Annotated in this window: 15 protein-coding genes and 1 pseudogene; 8 read left to right on the forward strand and 8 right to left on the reverse strand. The window is 32.5% G+C overall.

Annotation, left to right across the window (positions count from 1 at the left end; translation table 11 throughout):
- Positions 1 to 13: 13 nt before the first annotated feature.
- Positions 14 to 4,660, reverse strand: coding sequence for a hypothetical protein (locus ACQKTA_RS07155; RefSeq protein WP_427813276.1), 4,647 nt, complete (start codon positions 4,658 to 4,660; stop codon positions 14 to 16).
- Positions 4,661 to 5,527: 867 nt separating this feature from the next.
- Between ACQKTA_RS07155 and ACQKTA_RS07160 the strand changes: the two genes are divergently transcribed.
- The 5 genes from ACQKTA_RS07160 to ACQKTA_RS07180 all read left to right on the forward strand — a co-directional run bounded on the left by ACQKTA_RS07160 (position 5,528) and on the right by ACQKTA_RS07180 (position 9,534).
- Positions 5,528 to 5,785 carry a hypothetical protein gene (locus ACQKTA_RS07160; RefSeq protein WP_427813277.1) on the forward strand — a complete coding sequence of 86 codons (258 nt, stop codon included), beginning with the start codon at positions 5,528 to 5,530 and terminating at the stop codon, positions 5,783 to 5,785.
- A 165-nt stretch (positions 5,786 to 5,950) separates the two neighbouring features.
- A complete protein-coding gene (locus ACQKTA_RS07165; protein ID WP_427813278.1) occupies positions 5,951 to 7,270 on the forward strand; it encodes an alpha/beta fold hydrolase in 1,320 nt (439 codons plus the stop codon).
- A gap of 156 nt (positions 7,271 to 7,426) precedes the next feature.
- Complete coding sequence (locus tag ACQKTA_RS07170; protein ID WP_427813279.1) at positions 7,427 to 8,455, forward strand: LPXTG cell wall anchor domain-containing protein; 1,029 nt, start codon at positions 7,427 to 7,429, stop codon at positions 8,453 to 8,455.
- 169 nt (positions 8,456 to 8,624) lie between these two features.
- Positions 8,625 to 9,164 (forward strand): hypothetical protein, encoded by a 540-nt coding sequence (locus ACQKTA_RS07175; protein ID WP_407855016.1) that lies wholly within the window; start codon positions 8,625 to 8,627, stop codon positions 9,162 to 9,164.
- A gap of 220 nt (positions 9,165 to 9,384) precedes the next feature.
- Positions 9,385 to 9,534 carry a hypothetical protein gene (locus ACQKTA_RS07180; RefSeq protein WP_427813280.1) on the forward strand — a complete coding sequence of 50 codons (150 nt, stop codon included), beginning with the start codon at positions 9,385 to 9,387 and terminating at the stop codon, positions 9,532 to 9,534.
- Positions 9,535 to 9,560: 26 nt separating this feature from the next.
- Here the strand turns inward: ACQKTA_RS07180 and ACQKTA_RS07185 are convergent, their stop codons facing one another.
- Both ACQKTA_RS07185 and ACQKTA_RS07190 read right to left on the reverse strand, forming a co-directional pair.
- Positions 9,561 to 10,244 carry a TVP38/TMEM64 family protein gene (locus ACQKTA_RS07185; protein WP_427813281.1) on the reverse strand — a complete coding sequence of 228 codons (684 nt, stop codon included), beginning with the start codon at positions 10,242 to 10,244 and terminating at the stop codon, positions 9,561 to 9,563.
- A gap of 438 nt (positions 10,245 to 10,682) precedes the next feature.
- Positions 10,683 to 11,819: a glycerol dehydrogenase gene (locus ACQKTA_RS07190; protein WP_427813282.1), complete on the reverse strand. Its 1,137-nt coding sequence runs from the start codon at positions 11,817 to 11,819 to the stop codon at positions 10,683 to 10,685.
- 681 nt (positions 11,820 to 12,500) lie between these two features.
- Between ACQKTA_RS07190 and ACQKTA_RS07195 the strand changes: the two genes are divergently transcribed.
- The 3 genes from ACQKTA_RS07195 to ACQKTA_RS07205 all read left to right on the forward strand — a co-directional run bounded on the left by ACQKTA_RS07195 (position 12,501) and on the right by ACQKTA_RS07205 (position 14,386).
- Positions 12,501 to 12,782: a hypothetical protein gene (locus ACQKTA_RS07195; RefSeq protein ID WP_427813283.1), complete on the forward strand. Its 282-nt coding sequence runs from the start codon at positions 12,501 to 12,503 to the stop codon at positions 12,780 to 12,782.
- 208 nt (positions 12,783 to 12,990) lie between these two features.
- A complete protein-coding gene (locus ACQKTA_RS07200) occupies positions 12,991 to 13,995 on the forward strand; it encodes a linear amide C-N hydrolase (protein WP_427813284.1) in 1,005 nt (334 codons plus the stop codon).
- 223 nt (positions 13,996 to 14,218) lie between these two features.
- Entirely contained in the window at positions 14,219 to 14,386 is a 168-nt protein-coding gene (locus ACQKTA_RS07205) for a hypothetical protein (RefSeq protein ID WP_427813285.1), read from the forward strand.
- Between the two features lie 98 nt (positions 14,387 to 14,484).
- Here the strand turns inward: ACQKTA_RS07205 and ACQKTA_RS07210 are convergent, their stop codons facing one another.
- The 5 genes and pseudogenes from ACQKTA_RS07210 to ACQKTA_RS07230 form a co-directional block, all read right to left on the reverse strand.
- Positions 14,485 to 15,252 carry an SDR family NAD(P)-dependent oxidoreductase gene (locus ACQKTA_RS07210; protein ID WP_427813286.1) on the reverse strand — a complete coding sequence of 256 codons (768 nt, stop codon included), beginning with the start codon at positions 15,250 to 15,252 and terminating at the stop codon, positions 14,485 to 14,487.
- Between the two features lie 75 nt (positions 15,253 to 15,327).
- The gene (locus ACQKTA_RS07215; protein ID WP_427813287.1) at positions 15,328 to 15,747 is read right to left on the reverse strand and encodes a hypothetical protein; all 420 of its coding nucleotides are present in this window, start codon (positions 15,745 to 15,747) and stop codon (positions 15,328 to 15,330) included.
- A 215-nt stretch (positions 15,748 to 15,962) separates the two neighbouring features.
- Positions 15,963 to 16,100: pseudogene (locus ACQKTA_RS07220) on the reverse strand (IS6 family transposase); the annotation flags it as partial.
- A 79-nt stretch (positions 16,101 to 16,179) separates the two neighbouring features.
- Complete coding sequence (locus ACQKTA_RS07225) at positions 16,180 to 17,295, reverse strand: restriction endonuclease subunit S (RefSeq protein ID WP_427813288.1); 1,116 nt, start codon at positions 17,293 to 17,295, stop codon at positions 16,180 to 16,182.
- A complete protein-coding gene (locus tag ACQKTA_RS07230; RefSeq protein WP_427813289.1) occupies positions 17,292 to 18,842 on the reverse strand; it encodes a type I restriction-modification system subunit M in 1,551 nt (516 codons plus the stop codon). The genes ACQKTA_RS07225 and ACQKTA_RS07230 overlap by 4 nt, the downstream gene beginning before the upstream one ends.
- Positions 18,843 to 18,865: the final 23 nt, after the last annotated feature.

Genomic DNA, 18,865 nt, shown 5'->3' on the forward strand with positions numbered 1-18,865 from the left:
TGTTCGGTCAATATCATGGATTTCCCGGAGCTGAAACTAGAGACCATGACAACGTACCTTTATATGTTCCTATTTTTTGTTTTTCAACCGGTATCGTGGCTTTGATCACTTTTTCATTTTTTTGCCCCCAGCCCTGACTAATATTGAATTCACCATCTCCCACATTGGTATGGTTTTCGATAATTACCGCACTTTTACTCAATATTTCAGGTTCTGATCCATTACTTGATTGATAAGATAATACGCCATCTAATGTCATACTGTCTGATGTTAATGGGGTCATCTCAGAAACGGTCAATTGCCAAGGCGAACTTTCTGTTCCTCTTGTGTCTTTAACAATTAAATCTCCTGTAATTTTAGGCCAATAGGTTTGTATAGTAGTTGCAATTTTTTGAGTACCAAAATCAATATTCGAAGGATATTCTTTCAATCTTAATGTGCCTGTTATTGAAACGTTGACAGTCTTATTGATCGTTTCGCCTGCCTGTATGTAACTATAGGTAGTAGCGACATTTTTTTGTAATTCATTTTCTGTTGTATTTTTTATAGATAGAAATACATCGTTACTTAATTGTGGATCGATGTTGTCTCTATTATCAGAAAAGATTACTTGCGCTTTTGTAAATTTATTTAAGTCACTTTGAGTATTAAAACTATTTGCTTCAGATAATTTTAAATTCGTGTCTTGTGCGTAGACTGCAAAATTTTTATCTTTAGATATTACGGATCCATTTTTAACGACGACTAAATTGGCTGAACTGTTTTGCATATTCTCTGTTGTACCTGATTGATAGTTAATAGCGTATTTTTTTGACACTTCATTTTGATCCAATGGTCGTTGAATTGTTTTCAATAAGTCATCATCAATCGAGTTGCTGAAAAATGGTCTTCCTGAAGCGCCCATTAAGTCTAAAACTTGCTGTTTACTTTTCAATTTAGCTGCATCTTGTTCAGTAATAATTACATTTTTAGCGTTCAACTCGGCCTTATTTGAATATTTCACTTTGATTTGATAACTATAATTTATATCCGGTGTTTTCCAATTAACTGTATTGGAGTCTTTTTGTTCAACAATATTTTGGATAGGCTCATTTATCTTGGTACTTGTAATAGAGGCATTATAGAGCCATGATCCTGTTTTTGTCGTCTCTGGTTCGAAACTTAATGTTGGTGAAATATTACTGCTTGTTGGAATAACTAATTTTCCTTTTTGAACCCTTGTATTTGCAGTCTCCGTTCCAAATGCAGCTATCTTCAAGGGCTCATTATTTTTTTTGACTTGACTGACATCATGAAAAATACTTCCTGCTCCTTGAGATATTCCCGGTGACTCCACTTCATAATCAATAATCGAGCCTGGTATAGCAATTCCGTAACCATTGTCTTTATTTGTAACATCGTTATCACCTATAAAAGTTTTTCCTGTCGCCTTTTCAATTCCATTAAAAATTGCTGGAGTTATTTTTTGAGCGTTAGTAATTGTAGGATTAATTGTTAGTACTTGATATGCCTTATTATTACCAAACCAAGTACCTATACTATCAACTAAATTTGTTGTTCCTATATCATTTTTTACCCACGTAAGACTATCTTTAGAAGGATCTACTACCTCAAAGTCTGATATATTTACCTTTCCCTTTCCCGGAGGAGTCTCTAATTTCGCTGAATCTTCTACAATAATTTTTCCAGCAGAAATGATTCTTGCTGAATCTTTCAATCCTAAGCTACCACTCTTTGATAAATGAATATCTCCAAAATTGTTATAAGTAGCACTATGATTCAACGCAGTTGAGGATTTACCATTTTTAATATCTCCACTCGCCGCCATCAGTTCTATACCGTTAGTTATATTCAATTCACTGTAATTAACTATTCCTTTAGTTACATTTATAGGATCAGATTGATATTGACTTGTACCATCTATATTCGTACCAAAATTATATTTGACTTTATTCGTACTATTGTTAGCGATAGTATTCGTAAAATTATCCGAATCAGATCCACCAGACAGAGTGGCAATGCTAGCAGAACCTTGAACATTAGCTGTTACATCCCTCAAAATTTGATTATTATTAATATTCGAGTACTGAGTTGCATAAAGATTACCGATGTTGGAACCTGTTGCTTGGATATTCATTTGAATTTTTCCACTTTTCGTGTTTGCAGCTGCAGTTCCACCATCTCCATAAATATCCGCACCATTCAAAACATCTGAACCCGGTTTTGTAAAAATATCTAAAGTAATCGTGTTGTCTGTGCTACTACCCAAATTAGTATTAGCACCGTAGGGACGACCTCCTGAAATGGAGGTTCCTGTAGGCAATTTAAATTCTCCATGATAACCTCGCAAATCAATTAATAGATGTGCATTTCCTAATAGAGAGCCTGTATTTGTTATCCCTCCAGAAAAACCATTATTTCCTTGATTTGGAACACCTGAAAAATCACCACCGTATATACGGTTATCCGAATTTCCAGTTACCGTATGGTCAGAAAATGCACCATATGAAGCACCCATCGAAGCATTTATTACCCCATCATTAACTGTGACACCTACATTACCAATACATTTTTTATCATTCCATCCGCCACCTGTTAAAAACCAATCTACCTGCCCGTTATTAACAGTTGCGTGTCCATCACCGTATACTCTTCCACCTTCATAACCAGTACCTTCACAAGTGTCTACGATTCCTGTATTTAATATATTAGAAGTATTACCTTCGACTACTCCTGAGAACAGCCCTCCATAAGTTCTTCTAGCAAGTGCATTGTCAATTTCAGTCGTCGTGTTACCTCGGATATAGATACACCAAACATCACGACCAACGACATAACCACCACCAGCAATATCAAAATCTCTTTCATCAGCTAAAGTATTACGTTTCGATGAATAGAATATAGTATTATCAGCTCGCTTATTCCCAGAATAAACAAACCCCTCTCCACCAACCGTTTTACTTGTATTCTGAGTTCCTACTTTTATAGTTGCATTTCCTTGAACAAATCCTCCTACTCCTGCTGCCGTCGTTCTCCATGCTTGATAATTCCCAAAAGATCCACTAACTAAATGTGAATCAATATTGCCTATAATTTTATATTGCGCTGATTTAAAAGCTAAATCTGTACGTTGATCAGGTGTATAAGCGTCATAAGTAGTTTCATTAGCTGCTCCTATCCCATTTTTAGTTAATTTACTTGCATCTGGTCCGCCGCCACCATCAAAATTACCTACACCACCTTGTGAAGGACTTGTACCAGCAGTTATAGTATTTGTTATATTTCCAGTCACCGTACCTGCGTAACGATTTGCTCCAACAATAGAAGGGCCATAAGATGTGTACTTACTTGCATCTATAGTCGTTTCGATTGCCTGTTTACCTGAATCAACACCTATATTTCCATAGCCAGAACCGCCTATATATGAACTACCGATACTACTCCAGCCACCTGTTCCAGAGATATTATTTGATATACTCCCAGTTATATTTCCATAGAGAACTCCACCATAATAAACATTTTGTCGAAAAGAGGAACTTGTATTTTTAATGACAGTTTGTACATTACCCGTTACATTGGCAGTCTTTGATGTACTACTACCAACGCCACCTCCATAATAATTACTTAGTGTCCCATTCAACTGTGAAATAGTTACTTCCGTGTTTCCATTCACTGTTCCCACGTTTGCCCCACCGGTTAAAGTGTTTACTCCACCAGATGTATTATTTATCAAAATAGTAGGGTTACCAGTTAACGTTCCCCCACCATTGTTCCCTCCATAAAAATTCCAAGTGCCTGATCCTGTAGTAGTTACTGTAATAATAGGATCTCCTGAAATATCTCCTGAATCTGTTCCACCATAAATTGATACTCCATTTCCCCTAGAACCACCATTTAAATCCAAATTGTTGCCATTCATATAAAAATTGGATGCACCATAATTTAGATTTCTAAGTACAATTGAAGAACCAAAAAAATTATTTTGATTAAACGTTAGTGTTTTTGAGCCTGCTGGAACAGTCTGATCCTGAGTAATAGGATCATCCGAATTTCCAGTAATCACCAGTTTATTGACTTTATTTTTTAAAGAAGCAAATGTAACATTTGTAGCATCAACTTTATTTGGTATAGTATTCGCAGTTACCGCAGCACTTAAACTGACATTCGTTCCAATATATAAAGTAAATTGTTGCATTCCTCCGTTTGTATACAAATCAAATAATGCATTTTTAAAGCCTGATTCATTTGCTAAATATTCCTTGTATTCCTTTCCTCCCACTGGATCTGGGACCACAAGTATTTTTGTCTTATCTGCAGATGCAATGGTTTCCTTAATAGAAGTAGTATCGATCGAAGATACATCTGAGTTACTAAATACGCTCAAATCATGATTTAAATTATTAGAGATGCCTGATTCATTACTACTCATTGAATCAGATATATGATCAACCAAAGAATTATCGATTCCATCAAACATTTTTGAATCTGAATCTAATGTACTATTAGTATTGGAATTTGAGCTTGATACACTATCAGAAACTACTTGGCCATCCCTAGATTCAACTTCATTCGCATAAACTGATAATTGATTAATTGATATAACATACACAAAAAAAATAATTACATAAAAAAGAACTTTAATTCTAATAGTTTTTTTCATTTGTTTTCTCCTTTTATAATCGACACAGCAATAAATATATCTACAAAAAAACACACAATCATCAAATATGAAGTTCTTATGAATCTTAACGTAGATGCTAACACTAAATTTCACATATTTAAATTTTTTATTTTTTTTGACCATTTAAAGGTATATACCTTAAATAGAAAAATATTATATTTCGATTAAAAAAAGTTTATATTACAAAAAAAAATAGCTATTATTCTCCATGGAAAACTAAAATAATTTTTTATTTTGAGTGATTTTAACTTTCAGTAATTTAAACTTTTTCTTCAAAATATGCTAATACGCATTTTTTTTGCGGATTGGTATATATGGAATTTTAATTCTTTTTAGTTAAAAAAATATTTCTATCCGCTGAATAGAAATACTTAATTGCAAATGATATTCTTCATTATAATTTTAAAAAAGCTATTAAACCAATGTTTAATAGCTTAAAATTTAGCTTTTTTAAAATTAATATTATTCATTTATAAATTATTTTTTCAAAAATTATAAAACTGGTATAGATTTTTTTGTGATATATTGGAAAAGCAAAATGTTCAAAAAATATTTCTAATAAAAAAGTTATAATAACTATATTCTCAAATAGATATTGTGAATTAGTATTTATTGATCATTTTTTTAATATTCAGAACCTATAAAAAATTATTAGACATAATAATCTATTTCAGATATTATTTATAGCAGTTTTATAAAAAAGAGTATCTAACAATCATACTATCAAATATATTTTGATCTTAAATACGTTACTGAGGGGATAGCAACTATGAAAAAAAATTAATTCTGATTATAGCAATTATTTTTCTGATTATTTTTAGCTTTGAATTTTTTATAAAACAAGAAATGTATTTACATATTCCTGACAACACTGACAAAATTAATGTCATTGTTCGCAACCATACACTTTTACCCTCAAATAGACCAAAGCATCAATTTTTAACCTACACAAATGAAAAAGAAATTTCTGAATTTGAAAATTTATTTAAAGAATTACAATCTAGTGAAAAAGACCATTCTTTAGGTTTTACCACTTCTAAAATTATTTGTTATAAAAATAATTATGAAATTCAGCGTTTCACCTTCTATACCTTTAATTTTTAAAACTTTTATTACAAAAAAATATACAAATCACCTTACATTTTTGTTAGTAAATATGGTGTTATAGTCATTTTTACCAAACCTTTTTGATGATAAAATGTTCATATACCAATTGATATCTAGCTTACTATTGTTAATTGGACAACTAATTATCAGGGGGGTTATTTTATGCTCAAAAAAATACTTATTTTTATTTACTCTCTAGTAACTATATTAATCAGTTCTTTATTAGGCTTAATCACTTTTTCACTCTTAACCGTTTATATCAATGAATACCTTGCTGTTTTATGCGCTGTTGCTATTTTCTCTGTGCTCATTTTTATTGCGGACAAGTTTCGACTGAAGATGTTTTCATTAGATACTCATAAGAAAAAATATTTTAGAATTCTATCTATCGGCTTTTTCTCTCTCATCATGATTTATATTTTTTGGATTCCTACTAAGACATTCGAAAGTACTAATTCTGTGGTTACTCAGTACAACATTTCACCCGAGATTATCAAAACCAATAGCGGTGAACAAATTGCTGTATACAAAAAGGAACCTAAAAAATCAAATGGTCAAGCCCCCATTCTTTATGTTTGTGGTGGACCGGGAGCATATCCTCTAGAAACAGAAAAATTTTTAAATAGATTTTCAGAACTAGGTTATACCGTTTACACATTTGATCCTTTGGGCACTCGTCGTTCACCATTACCTAAAAGTACGTCTCACTATACCATCACGAATGAAGTGAAAGTCGTAAATGACATTGTCGATCATTACAATCTCAAAAAGGTCAATTTAATAGCTTCTTCCTATGGCGGCAATGTTTCTACAAGATTTATAGAAAAACATCCTGAAAAAGTGAATGCTTATATGGCCATTGATACAGCTCCTATCTATTCTATGGATTACAATTATCCCGAACAAGCGAAAGAATCTAGATTTATCAAATCAATGGATGAACCTCGTATTCAACCAAATAAAAAACATTATCCTTCATTTATGACCTACACATCTTGGAAACAATTGACTCGTATTGGCTATGGGCTAGCTCTTATGGAAATTTTTAAAATGAATGATATTCCCTATGGAAACTACAATGAATACGATTATTTTAATAGCCTGATAGCTGGGAGTTCTTCTGGTGAAATAAAGAAAGGCGGAAAATCGACAATCCATTTTAATTTTATGGCGAATAGAAATATAACTGCCTCACTAGATGAATCAGTAGATTTCACAAAAAATTTAAAGAAAATTGATACACCCCCTGTACTTGTAGTTCAACCAGAATATGGTATTGTGCCTTGGCAATTACATTATCAATTCAAAGATTATTTTGATAAGACACAATTTTTAGCCGTATCAGGGGCTCCACATCGAACATGGGTCACTCAAGAAGGAGAAGATAAATTAGTGAAAAATGGAGATGCTTTGTTTCATGGAGAAAAGGTTCCTGACGGATATCAATCAAGTGAAAATCCATTTCCACCATTAAAAAAATAGGTTTTCTTTTAATTTAGATATAGTAATAAAAAATTACGAAAGCAAGCAACTTATGAGTTGCTTGCTTTCGTAATTATACAACTATACTAAAAAAATGTTTACATAAATATTACTTGTGTTACAATTTAATTACAGATATATCTACAAAGGAGTGATTTGAATAAAAAATTATTATTTATTCTACCTATTTTTATTCTATTCCCAATTACTACGCTAGCTGAAACACAAACATCAACAACTTTATCAACTATTAATTCATCGTCAATTAGTCCAGAAAATACTATTACCAGTAGTACTAGCAATGATACCGAAATAACTAGCAATAATGAATTTAAAGATTCTCAAAATGAACAAGATAAAGTAATCAATCAAGTGGAAAATGATACTACCCTTAAGAAAAGTGACTCTCCTATGGTAAATACAACTGATCCTAATTTCATTCGTCAACTGTTAAAAGATGAATCAATGAAAGAATCTATTACTCCAGAAGAAGTCGACCAATATACGGATCAACAACTGTTGAATACTATGACTTTATGTGATCGTATGAGCAACGATACATTTGGTCTCGATGTTAGTGGGTATGTAGGTATATTAAATGCATTGTATAAAGACCATACTTTGTCTTGGGATATCATTCAGTCAAACCTAAACTATAATCCTGCAAATTATCAAAATGCGAAAGATATGCTCGAACAAATCGATAGTTTACAATCTTATCTAGCGGCTCTCTATCCTCCAAATAGTTCTTTTATGCCTATACAAAAAATGAATGATAAAGAATTATCCAATGTACTTAATCATATTTCACCAATTCAAGAAAAAGCAATACAAAGTAATGGTTATCTATTCCCTGGAATTATCGGATGGATAGATTACTATTCTAAAGATGAATCTATTCGTAAGGGTTCTATTACTCCAGTAACGCCAGAATCTTCAGAGAAGACGATTCCATCTGAGCCATCTACGACATCTAGTGAAACTACTACAGAGCCATCTACGTCAACTACACAAAATGAAAAAAATTTTACACCCGTAACAAATAGCAATGATAATAAAAATTCGAAAGCTTTGCCTAAAACCGGTGAAAATAGAAATACTTTCCTAACAATGCTAGGTATTCTTATCCTATTGATTTTAATTTCTCTTATGATTATAGTCAGAAAAAAATCTAGAAAAGAGTAGTAAAAAAGAGTGAGCACTTGTGCTCACTCTTTTGTCTTATCTTATATAGAAGTAAGAATTTTATTTTTGATAAATTCTATCAATTTGTAAGCGCTGATCTTATATATATATAATAATTACCACATAGTTTATACTGATTATAATAATAGTTTTAGAGGAGCTGAAAAAGATGTTTCAACAAAAAAAAATTTATAAAAGCATGGAAAATCGTAATTTCACGGCAGAAAGTTTGCTCAAAGAATTAGAGGATTTAAAATTATTTAAATTTGATGAGGTTTCTTTTACGGGGTTAGCACTGAATATTGAAATGTTAGTACCTCAATATTTAAGAGATGATAATTTCAATCTAATTGAGGTTCAAGGTGGGTTAGCCAAAAAGACATATGCATTATGGTTTCATGATTTATCGTTAGCAATTGATATTTTTAATCATTTTGTTGATTATACGAATGATCATTTCAATGACTATTTACGAGAAGCAAAACAATATCAAGCTGACACAGGGAATCCCCCTTCTTCACCTGAATACAAAGCTTATTTTGAACAAGGTAATAGCATGTATTTTCATGATGTACTCCATAGTGTTTTTGATCTTTCTAGAAAAATCGATCTTAGCGTAGAAGATTTTAAAGAAGCATTAGAAGCAGATGGAATAGATTCCTCTCAATACGTTTTACCTACAAAAAAAGTATTTAATACTCATCTTTAATTATAATTGGTCTATTAAATCTTATATAAAAGTCCCAACTATGATTACCTAGAGTAATGATAGTTGGGCTCTTTTTCATTTTTTAGACTTGTTTTTTTATAGTGGATACTATTCCTAACTTTGATGAATTTTGTCGGAAATTAAGACACGATTGGCTACAATACTCTTCTAGTATTCGTTTATCATGAACTTAGCCACAAAAATCGAGGAGGAATGAACAATGAGTTATTTAAAATCTGCAGTCAAATACAGTGCTGCTAAAACAGTCACTGATAAAGCGTTTGGTAAAGGGATGCTTTCAACTGTAGCTGCCGCTTCACTGGTCAAAAAAAGCAATTCACGAGGAAACGCACGTAAGGCGAAGAAATAACCGATTAAAAAAAAGATCCACGATAATTACTTTCGTGGGTCTTTTTTCTTCTTCTCTTTTTTATAGATAAACACTAACAAGCTGATTAACACAACAATACCTATCAATAAAATAATGGTCGGTTTACTGATTCCTTGAATCAGAGTATCTCCTCCACAAGCATAAAGAAAAGATGTCGGAATACTCCCAACAATGATAGATAGAATAATTTCTCTCATCGGTAATTTCAATGTCTCAGCTGTAATATTAATCACGGATGAAGGGATAAATGGCACCATATAGCCCAACATTAAACCAATTCTAGGATGTTTCAGTTTTCTAATCTTCTGTATCCAATGACTAGATGATTTTTCTCTATCAAATAATTTAAATTTTCTCATGAGATAGATAGCTAAGAGATTCCCTATTGTATTTCCTAAAATGTTAATTAGCGAACCCATACCTGGCCCAAAACTTAATCCAGAAATCACACCAATAACTGATGTCGGAATCCCAGGTATCGCACACATGATCGCTATCATACCAACTAAGAGAATCGCAGATATCTCTCCATGAGATTGTACTTCTTTTACAAATCTAGCCTTGCTAACCTTAGGATTAAGAAGAAAATCTATATCTTTCTGATAGCGTAAGTATAAACAATAACCTAGAATAGCAATCAAAATAATACCCGTAGTAATGAGAATGATTTTAATTCTTCGTTTGTTCAAATTGTTCACCCACTTCACTCAATAATTATACATATATTTCTTTCATAAATAGAATAAAAGCTATAATTATCTGGCAAAATTTAGGGTTAATTATGACTCCTCCGCACCACTTATAATTTGTTCCTTCAGATAAACTATATTATTTTTCTAAGTCTCGGACAGAGTGTTCAGTTTAACATTCATTTATTTAAAATTATCTTCGTATCGGGCCATGTAGTTCATTTCTCGTAGATAAGTTTAATTTTCTTTTGTTTTTACGAAAAGTTGTCCGAGTTTTGATACTAACATCAAAAATATCGTGTTCGATATTTCACTGCTATTCATACAAACAGTTTATAAAAAAAAAAGAATGGTAAAATAGACCATTCTCTTTTTTTTAATAGTATTAATTTGATTAGACAATATTTTTTAAGCATTTCATTTATAGAAATCCAGAAATTATTTCATTCGAGAATTCTTAAAATTTTGGCCAATCTTATCTGCAACAACTATAGCACTAGCAACTTCTTCAATGACAATTGGAAACGGCATTGAATGAATTGATTCTTCCGGTATTGAGGCAATTTCAGCTATTTTTAAAGCATCTTCAAAAGTAAAGTTATTAACACCCAAGTCTGCTAAAGTCAATGGTAATCCTACTGAATACATAAAATCCATCACCGTATTCAACTCATCTGATTCAGCATTCTCTAAAACTAACTGTGCTAAAGTTGCAAAGGCAACTTTTTCTCCATGTAGATAATGATGAGTTCCTTCTAATACAGTCATTCCATTGTGTATTGCATGCGCAGCAGCCAACCCACCACTTTCAAAACCTAAGCCTGACAATAATATGTTTGTTTCTACAATCTTATTCAATGCCTCAGTAGTCAAATTGGCATCACAAGCAATCTTTGCATTTAGACCATCTTCTTGAAGATTTTCCCAACAAAGTTCAGCCATTGCTAAAGCTGCATAAGTTCCAATAGCAGGCGGTGTTTTGCCTTCACGTGAACCCATCGGCAAACTGGCATTTACTCTTGAATAAGAATTATGAGTTGCACGTGCTTCAAAATAAGTTGATAATGCATCACCCATTCCAGCAACAAGAAAACGTGTTGGTGCTTTAGCTACAACTTTTGTATCAACCAATACGACACTAGGACTCTGTTTGAAATAAGCATAATCATCAAATGAACCATCTGCATGGTATAAAACAGCAGAGTGAGAGGTAGGAGCATCTTGGGCAGCAATTGTGGGTACAATAATCAGACTTTCACCCTCAGCTACCACTTTTGAAGCATCGATCGCTTTTCCGCCTCCAAGACCGATAATACAATCTGTTTGTTCTCTTTGTGCGATTGTTTGTAGCCGTTTTGTTTCTTCACGTGTTACTTCACCATTGAATCCACCTTCAATAAATGAAACGTCAAATTTTCTTGCTGTAACTTCAAGCTGTGATTGAATACGTTCAACATCATCTGATGTAGCAATCAGTAATGCCGTCTTACCAAATGTAGAGACAAAATATCCTAGATTCAGTAATTCGTCTTCTCCTTGAACATACTTAGTAGGTAAAATTAGTGCTTTTCTCATATTGAAACCCTCCAATATACTATCATTATGATAGTTCAATAATAATACTTTTTTGAAAAAAAAACTTATTTTAGTATTCCCTTTTTTTTTACTAAAATTACTTCCAGAAGTTATTCTTTTAAATTTTGAAGTATTCTTTCAAAAATATCATATTCAATTTAGAAAGTAAAAATACTGTATTTATATAACTATTTATAAAAGATAAATCAGAATAGAAATCATAAATACCACAAAAAAATTAGAGTTAATGCCAACTCCCCATACCACTATCCTGCAATCATTCCCTATAAATCCCCCTATATCAACATTCATTTTTAGAAAAATATCATTATTTGTGGTAGGGTTCCGCGTATCATATACAAATGATATTTTACTTGTGATACGGGCTATCGATGTAACATCTGCACTTCAAATTTTATTTGTTATACGAGTCGTTATTACATCCCTTGTACTTTGAATTTAATGACAAGTAGTAATATCACTAATATCGGTTACCACTTTCTTTGTGCACAAACCATTACTCAAATGATGAATAATAATTAAAATGATTGAAGTAAAGAAATTGATGCAATGTTTTAAAAAAATTTTTTATACAAGTATGGAAAATCGTAATTTTAGTTCAGAAAGCCTACATAACGCACTAGCAAAAAAACTTATTACACATGGTTTCATGATCTTTCGTTGGCCATTACAATTGTTAATCATTTCGTGGATTATACTAATGAACATTTTGATAATTACTTAAAAGAATCAAAATGCTATCAAGCTGAAACTGGTAATGAACCTTCCTCTACTGAATATAAAGCTTATTTTGAACAGGGAAATAGTTTATACTTTCATGACGTATTACATAGCGTTTTTGATTTGTCGAGAAAGATAGATTTAAGTATCGAAGATTTTGAAGAGGTATTGATTGCCGATGGAATTAATTCATCTCACTATATTCTTCCTGATTCTTCCTGAAAAAAATTTTTTTCTAAACACATTTAAAATCAGGATTATTACTCTTATAAAGCGAAGCACCAACTATTTATATAGGTGCATTGGCTTTTTTATTTTCTCTATAGTTTACTACTTTCCAAATATGGCGATTATTTGGACACAATTTAACATAATGACATGTGAATTAACTTTATACTAATAAGTGTATTAAAGAAAGGAAGTATTCATTATGTGTACAAGTATAAAAATTCAAGCAAAAACTGGAGAAGTTTTTTGGGGTAGAACTATGGATTTGACCATGCCCTTATTTCCCCACGGAACAGAGGAATTTGTTCCTTGTGTAATTACTTCTATCCCAGCTAATATCGAAATTAGTAGTCAAGTTAAAAATTGGCAAAGTATTTATTCTGTTATAGGTGTTGGTATTAAAGATTCTCCCATCCTATTGGATGGAGTCAATGAACATGGTCTAGCAGGTGATACTCAAGTGCTTACAGAATGTGGTTGGGCAGAATTATCATCGATTCAAGAAAAATCAAAAGTTCCTATGTTAGCTGAAGAATTAGTAAGTTATATGTTAACAACATGCAAATCTGTTTCAGAAGTTAAAGAATGTTTTGAAAAATTTATGTTACTTAATCAAGCCTATCAATATGGTAACAGGTCATTTCAATATCCTCTTCACTTTTCTTTCGTAGATGAGAGTGGTGATGGTATCGTATTAGAAACAAATACTGATGGTACATTTAAGAGTTTTGATCATTTAAACGTCATGACAAATAGTCCAAGATACGACTATCATCAAATAAATATCCGAAATTATATTGGGATGAGTACGACAAATTTAAAAAACTCTCGAACATTATCTGACGGGAACACTTTTATCCCTATTGAGAACGGTACAGGTTACGGTATGTTCGGATTACCTGGTGACTATACGTCACCATCTCGCTTCATTCGCAGTTTTTGTCTGTCTGCAGCCTTAGATCCTTTTGAAAAAGAACAAGGAATGAATGAACTATACTCTGTTTTCAGAACAGTTATCATTCCCAAGGGATTAGAACGAGAACCAAATAATCCAAAAATTTCTGATTATACTAGGTACTGGTCAGGATATAATTTATGTGAACGAAAAATTTGTGTTCAAACTGGTGAGAGTTTAGCGTTTACTAATAGACAACTTGATCCAACGTTAGATCATATTTCTTATACTGAAATTAAAAGTGATAAATAAAAAAACTATTTACACTATTAAATGGAAAAATATCATGTTCCTTTTAATAGTGTAATTTGTAACATATTGCATTTTGTTTACTGATATTTGCTCTCTAACTATGTAAATTTAAAAACCAGATATTCTACCTAGTTTAAATTTGTCGTGTTAATGGACACTATTAGTGATGAATGAGCTTTCATGTCTAGTAAGATATATTTATAAAAGAAAAAGGAGCGATTTTATGATTAATCATATTAATGACCACTTAAATACCTCTGCACAATTAGAAGAACTAGCAAATCTGTTTGAAAGTGAAGAATTGCGTTGGGAAATGGATTATGATAATTCTTACGATTTCCATGAAACTAGCTATTATGAAAGTTATGCAGACTCATTACACGCCTGTTAAGCTTTATTATTATTGCCTATTCAAAATATTTTATAGATATGGAAAATAAAAAAATCAAGGTTTAACCTTAACTTTAAACCTTGAAATAATTTTATTGGTTAAATTATAGACATTCCGCCATCAATAATAATCAATTGTCCATTTGTATAACTTGATGCTTCACTAGAAAGATATAAAATTGTCCCATTTAATTCTCCGTGCTTCCCAGTACGGCTCATTGGATTAGCCGTGTTATACATATTTAAAAAATCATTTGATTTAAACAATGATTTTTCTGTCATTTCAGATTCAAATAATCCTGGCCCAATGGCATTGGTAGTTATATTATATTTACCATAGCTTGCAGCCATACCTTTGGTTAAGCCAACAACAGCTGCCTTACTCGCATTATATGAGTGCCTGATAAATAAATCTGATTTGTCTGCTATCTCTGCATTAATGGAAGATATATTGACAATTTTGCCATAATTATTTTCAATCATATGCCTTACAACATATTTACTCACAAGAAAAAGTCCTTTTACATTTACGTTCATCGACTTATCAAAATTTTCGACCGTTAATGAATCTACACCTCCTGCGACTGCAATTCCCGCATTATTCAATAAAATATCTATATGACCAAAATAGTTATATGCTTTACGAATACTAAATTCTACTTGTTTTTCATCTGTTACATCCATTTCGATTGGAAGAGCTTCACAACCCATAGTTTGGATTTCTTCAGCCACTTCTTTTAACAACTCAAAACGTCTAGCCAGCAAAACAACACTAGCACCTGCCTTTGCATAAGCAATCGCAGCCTCTCGACCTAATCCACTACTAGCGCCTGTCACTACGGCAACTTTGCCTGATAAATTGAACATTCTAATCACTCCTTTTATAAAATAAACACGTTTACTAAATATTAACACTAACAAGTAGAAATAAACTCTTCATTATTATAAAATATCAAAAAATAAATATGCGACGACAAGCCACACACAAAATGCCAAACAATTCAATGCTAAGCTTACATAAAAAATTATTTTTTTACGCAATTCCTTTTTCGAATGAAACTCTAGCAAAACTAGATTCAACAAATTTATGATTATACTCAATGCAAACCAAAAATAAAGATGTTCTAATATTATAAGAATAGGTTTATTTGTTTTAGAAAAATCTGATATTGCTAGGGTTCTAAGCGAAACTACTAATGTGAAAATTGATGGTGAATAAAATGTGGAGAAAATTTTGGAAATTCTATCTTTTTCCTCATCCGCATAGTAATATAACTTACCTATATAGAAAAAAAGAACGATTACTAAAATGATTCCAAATCCCCAAGCAATAGACGAGTAATTAACATGATTCAAACTCATAATTAACTCCCCTCCTAATCATATTTATTTCATTTGTAGTATTTTTATAATCAACCACTTAAAATAACTAACTATATATAAATATAAAGCCTTTATTTTCAATATAAATCAATATCTTTTATCTCAACTCATCTTCCAACGGGATTACTGCATCATCCGACACTTCACGCCATGCTCGTTTCATCGATTGAGGATATTTGAACGGTTTCATAGGTCCCTATAATTGTCGCAGAGACAGTTCTTATGGACTGATATAATTTGTAGCTTTTCTTGATGGATCGATGATCCTGTTCAATGATATTACTCAGGTATTTACTCATTCGATGCTTAGTCTTATAAAATAAGCCTTTAGATACATCTTTGCAACAGAACCGATCTAATTCATTCAAAAATATCCCTCCCCTTTTGGATAGATACTATTTTTATGAAAGATTAGATAAACATTTGTTGCAGGAATGTTTTTTTCTGTTCCCTTAGCAAATCTGACTTGCGCTGATGAAGAGCGATAGTGTCGTCTAGTTGTTTGAAGAATGAACCAATTTTTTGTTGTTCTTCTAAACTAGGAATATTTGCAATAACTTTATTAATTACTGTCTTTGATAAACTTGGTACTCCCGTAGATTCATCGTACTTTTTCCAATTAACGTTTTGAAATAGGATATGAACAAAGTTTAAATCATTATTTTGTAATGGAAGAGCATAAAATAGAGTATCTACAGTCCAAAAAGGAGCTTTTAACAAGTAAGGTTTATCAATAGTTCCCTTTCGGCCAATCCCTATAGCATGTTCTTCATAGGACAATGCTTTATCTACACTTAACATATATCCTCCAGTGCCATAAACTGGAATATCTCCGTCATTTAAGTGTTTATAATCTCTCCCAGATTTAACATCAACTATCTTTCCAAACTTACGCTGTTCCCAATCGTCAGTAAATCCAGGAAATCGAAGTTCTGGAACTTTTTCACCATTTTTCGGAAACATTTTTTGTAAGAATCCTTTTTTCTGTTCTTTCAGCAAATCTAACTTACGCTGATGAAGAACGATAGTGTTATCTAGTTGTTTGAAGAACAATCCGATTTTTTCTTGTTCCTTAAAAGATGGTAACAGAATATTTAGTTTCATCATGACATCTGCATTCAGTTTTGCACGTCCGCCACCAACTAAAAATGGTTCTATGTTGAAGTTCTTAATAGAATTCATTAAGAACCTATTATCAGTAATTGTCTTTTTTCCCTGAATAACATGTGCATGATTATTAACCCAAACCTTGCCATTAACGTATTGTACGGGATAATTTTTTAAATCATTCGCCCCATCTTCTGCTACTAAAATGAATTCACCCTCATGTGTAAATCCTTCGACATAATCTTGTATACCATTAGCTCCGTAATATGGTGTATCTCCAGATATTCGATCTGATGCTGTTATAGGTACACGAAAATTATCAAATCTATTGGCTATATTAGATAACTTACGCTGTTCCCAATCGTCAGTAAATTCTGGAAATCTTAGAGCGGGGACATTCTTTTGTTTTACCGCAGTCATTCCCATTCCACTCCCAACTCTTTGAAGTATTCTTGAAGCACTTTTGTACTTTCGGCAATCTCTTGATCTACTTGTTTAAGGTCATTATTCACTTTAGTTAAGTCAATTTCTGGCTCTTCTTCAAACGTATCCACATAACGAGGAATATTTAAGTTATAGTCATTCTCTTGAATCTCTTCTAAAGAGACCAAAGAAGAATATTTTTCAATTTCTTTTCGTTCAATAACCGTATCAACGATTTTATCAATATCTTCTTGACGCAATTTTTTCTGATTTTTTGTTTTCTCAAAGTCTTTGCTGGCATCGACAAAGAGGATATCTGAATCTGCGCGATTTTTACGTAAGATTAACACGCAGACTGGAATACCTGTATTTAAAAAGAGCTTATCTGGAAAGCCAATCACGGCTTCAATTTGATGTTTATCAATTAAGGCTTTACGAATACGCCCTTCAGCGGCCCCACGGAATAATACGCCATGAGGTAAGATAATCGCCATGCGGCCATCGTCTTTCAAATGATACAAACAATGTAACAAAAAAGCATAGTCGGCCTTTGTTTTAGGTGCGATTCCATATTCGCGCCAACGGGGATCATCTTCCCGTTCCGTATTTTGCCAATGAGCTGAATACGGCGGATTGGCCATCACAGCATCAAACATTCTAGGATTATCTTTTCCTTCAACGATTCCGTCGGGCCAATCGCTTTCTAGGGTATCCGCATGGTGAACATTAATGTCGTTATAGGCAATGTCATGCATCATTAAGTTCATTCGAGCTAAACGATACGGCGTAGAGTCTTTTTCCTGCCCAAAATATTTAATGGCGCCGCGCTGGTTGGAATTTTTCATGTAGCTAGCTGTTGTTAATAGTAACGAACCTGACCCAACGGTTGGATCATAGAGTGAATAAGATTCAGCCTCTTCTTTTCCAACCGTTAAAATACGGGCCATTACAGTGGAAATTTCTTTAGGCGTATAGTATTGGCCCATATCTGAAGCTAAGACTGTCGCAAATTTTTCCAGTAAGTACTCATAAATATCGGAGACATTATCTTGATCATTGGAGAATGTAAATTCTGGTTCAGAAAGCAAGTTGATCATTGACATCATCATTTTAGCGCGTGCCTGCGCATTGGACCCTAAATCGGCACTATCAAAGTGCATCCCATCAAAGATGCCTTCAAAATCTTGTTTCGCTTCAAAGGCTATTTGTTGATTGAAATGAGCAAAGGTATCACTCATCATTCCAATATGAAACCGATCGGTTTCAATGGCTTCTTTCCAATCTGAAAAGAAATCATTGGGCTGAATGCCATACCCAAGATTTTTTTGCATGTAATCTAGTGATTTATTGGGATCTTGGGTATAGATACTTTCCCATGATTCGCCACGCGAGACCCTTTCTAGCCAATGCTGCGCTTTTTCTGATAAATATTTATAAAATAATAAGCCAAAAATATAATCTTTATAGGCCGTTAAGCCAATCTGCCCACGCGTTTGATTTAATAATGCCCACATTTTGTTTTGCTGTTCCGTTGATAATGCCACAATGGTTCCCTCTTTCTATTTTC

Source organism: Enterococcus sp. 22-H-5-01 (assembly GCF_050310005.1).
GTDB lineage: Bacteria > Bacillota > Bacilli > Lactobacillales > Enterococcaceae > Enterococcus_A > Enterococcus_A hailinensis.